Source organism: Thiomonas sp. 13-64-67 (assembly GCF_002282795.1).
GTDB lineage: Bacteria > Pseudomonadota > Gammaproteobacteria > Burkholderiales > Burkholderiaceae_C > Thiomonas > Thiomonas arsenitoxydans.
In genome coordinates, this window is record NZ_NCKP01000142.1 from 1 (window position 1) to 1004 (window position 1004).

The window sequence follows — 1004 nt, forward strand, 5'->3', positions numbered from 1 at the left end:
ACCACTATCGCTGCGACTTCAAGTTCTTCATCTCAAACGAACAGGTGGCGCCGTTCGAGCAAACCGAGACGCTCTACCGCGCCCATGGCAACGACTTCACGAAGGAAGATCGCCGGGCCATCCAAGACTTCCTATACCTGTGCGAAACCGAAGACTTCTTGATGAGGGATCTGGGGCGTCCACCCAAGGACTTTTCCTTTTCGCCCAGCGGCGACTTCTTTAAAGGCCACGGCGAGGCCGCCGCCGCGCGACTGCGCGCCGCTCTGGGACATGATGACCGCGTGGTCCCACGCGATGTCTACGCGGAATTTCGCAGCGTAGGCGTCCATGTCTTCCGCCGCAAGTTAGGCAACTCGAACATCTCCGGCCTTTTCATCATGCATCCGGTTGCCGGAAAGTGCGCCTTGGTCAACCACAGCGAAGACGTTTACCGCCAGCGATTCAGCGCTGCTCACGAAATGGCCCACGCGATCTTCGACTCTGCGCAAGGCGCCAGCGTCAGTTTCGATAGTCCCAGCGGGTCGGACTATTTGGAACTTCGTGCCAATCGCTTCGCATCGTGTTTTTTGATGCCGCCCGCCTTCTTGAAGAAGCTGCCGCCGCCAAACCAGTGGAGCGATGCGGATGCCCAGCGATGGGCCAACGATTTGCGAGTGAGCTGCGTCGCGCTTGCCATCGCTCTCAAAGAGGCCAAACTCATCAATCAAGCCAACTACGACCGCATCCGCCGATTGCGCGTGCCGAGCGAAGCTAAGTTCGATCCCGAGCTGCCCGACAGCCTTAACACCAAGCAGCGCCAGCGCAAAGCTCACCTCCTGGAGCTTGGCCTTTCGGACTTCTACGTCGGCCTGTGCTTCGAGGGTTTCAGCGCTGGTGTGATCAGCATTGGTCGTTTGGCCGAAGCTCTGCTGTGCAGCCACGGCGAGCTCGCCGAACTTGCGAACCTCTATGGCCGGACACTCCATGGCCATTGATCCGTCGAAATTCCATCTGATCAATGTCGC

General features: G+C 58.8%; 1 protein-coding gene. It reads left to right on the forward strand.

Annotation, left to right across the window (positions count from 1 at the left end; translation table 11 throughout):
- Window positions 1–974, forward strand: a 974-nt coding sequence (locus B7X30_RS15680) for an ImmA/IrrE family metallo-endopeptidase (protein ID WP_286731900.1), incomplete at its 5' end; no start/stop codon positions are given.
- Window positions 975–1004 lie beyond the last annotated feature (30 nt).